This is a genomic window from Bifidobacterium criceti, assembly GCF_002286935.1.
GTDB lineage: Bacteria > Actinomycetota > Actinomycetes > Actinomycetales > Bifidobacteriaceae > Bifidobacterium > Bifidobacterium criceti.
In genome coordinates, this window is sequence record NZ_MVOH01000026.1 from 1 (window position 1) to 1,962 (window position 1,962).

Genomic DNA, 1,962 nt, shown 5'->3' on the forward strand with positions numbered 1-1,962 from the left:
GTGGTCTGGCCGCAGCCGGACGGTTCAGTGCGGGCGGTCGATTCGCAGAGTGTTCTTTATAATAAAACGAGATATATAAGTTAAATTTGCTTACAGCCACGTTTTCCGCTTTCACTGTTTTATAAATTAATTTGAAATTTATTGTAATGTATCAATATGATTCCATCTTTGAAAACAGCGACTTTTGATGAGCTTTAGAGCGGATATCCGGCTTTTGTTACACGCGTTTCATTTTTTGACGCAAGGGGAACCTTATTTGAAATGTTGGCATATACCAATTTGACAGAACTACGAAACAGGGTGGACAATGTCTATGTATCACAAAGACGATTGGGTTAGGTGATGAGAATGGGTGATGTGTACGTAAGCGCCACCGCAAATGCTACCGTGTATGGCGGCAGCAGCATTTCTGCTGAGATGATAAGCGAGCAGACAGAGGCAATCAATAAAGGCTTCTCAGACATGACTGCGGCTCAGAATCGCACCACTGCCGCGGTTGGAGTCAACAACATGCTTACAGCCGTGAATACGGTGTATACATACCAACAGTTCAAAGAAACAGTTAAAACCAATAAACTGATCGAAAACGGTAATGTAATGCTGTCATCCATTATCGATCAGGAGCGCGCCAACAATCGAGCGCTCAAGCAATTGGGTTACGATATTGATGAGCGTCTGGCAACCCTCGAGCATCAGGGACAAGCAATGATTACGCTGGCGGAGAGGACCCTGCAGGTCAGCCAGCAGATGAGCGGCACATTGCAGGAGATAAGCCAGCAATTGCAAGCCATGCACAATACCAGCATTCAGAAAAATCTTTCTGATTACCGTAGCGAGCCCAAGGGGAGGGCTTGGATGGCGTGGTGCGAAACTGCGAAGAACACCGCACAGAATTGTACCTATCTCACTTGGCTGATGATCGGAGCGCGACAACAGGATCTGGAAACGCTGTCTCAAGAGATGATTCAGCGAAAAAGGATTCCCGCCTCTCCTGTGGCAACGGCTAACACGGTGTATGTCCCCGAACCGAACATGCTGCCGATGCCCCCGGCTCCTCAGTATATGCAGGTGCCGGACGAACCGGTGCCGCCAGCGCAGCGAAAGAGGAGTAAAAAGGGGATTATTGCCGCTGCGGCCGTTACCGCCATCAACCCTATCGCGGGCGTGATGACAGCCGGGTTCCTGACGGGGAAAAAGAACGGGAACGTTCAGCGGGAATATGAGGCAGAATTGCAGCAGCGCCAGCAAATCATAGAAGAAAACAATAATCGCAAAGCTAACTATGAACGACAGTACCAAGCGGTCCAAGCGGAGAATCGGCGCCGAATGGAACAATGGGAGGCAGCGAAGGCGCAGGCGCAGGGACAGCTGGAAGCCCAATATGCCGATCGGGCTCACCTGCTTCAGCAGCAACGTGAAGCTTGCATCCAGCAGGCGAATAACCGCATCCCCGATGCGCGGATTTGGGCCGCGGCTGTCGACCCCATGCGACTTGCCGAAGATCTGCGAGAACTCATCGTTGGACCTATTGAAGGGACATTGTATCCACTCGAGGAAGATCTGATTCCGAACTCCATGCCGCAGCTCAACATCATGGAGCAGATTCCTTCATATTGCAAGAATATGCGTCTTGTAATGGCATATGCTTTGTCGACATACTGAATCTGCAGCCAATCTAATATCACAAACTGACACGAAGTAAGAGAGAGGAAAGGATCGACATGACGACAGGATCCGACTACGGCGCGCCTCAGAGCCTTGCCGAACAGGCGGAGCAGCTGGAAAGCACCTCTGACACGCAGCGGACGGCGCTCGACAACAAACTTCAAGAGATGGGATATTCCAATGGATTCCTGAATGATCAGATTCAAAACGCTTTCGCCGAATGCGCGGCTCCTACTGCGGTGCTTGATGAATTGTCCAATGCGGCGGATTCCATTCGCGACAATGTCGCCACCTTCG

Annotated in this window: 2 protein-coding genes; both read left to right on the forward strand. The window is 50.5% G+C overall.

Annotated features, from left to right (window positions below):
- The first annotated feature begins 348 nt into the window (after positions 1 to 348).
- Positions 349 to 1,662, forward strand: coding sequence for a hypothetical protein (locus B1526_RS08770; RefSeq protein ID WP_133088555.1), 1,314 nt, complete (start codon positions 349 to 351; stop codon positions 1,660 to 1,662).
- 59 nt (positions 1,663 to 1,721) lie between these two features.
- A partial coding sequence (locus B1526_RS08775) for a hypothetical protein (protein WP_133088557.1) occupies positions 1,722 to 1,962 on the forward strand: 241 nt, incomplete at its 3' end.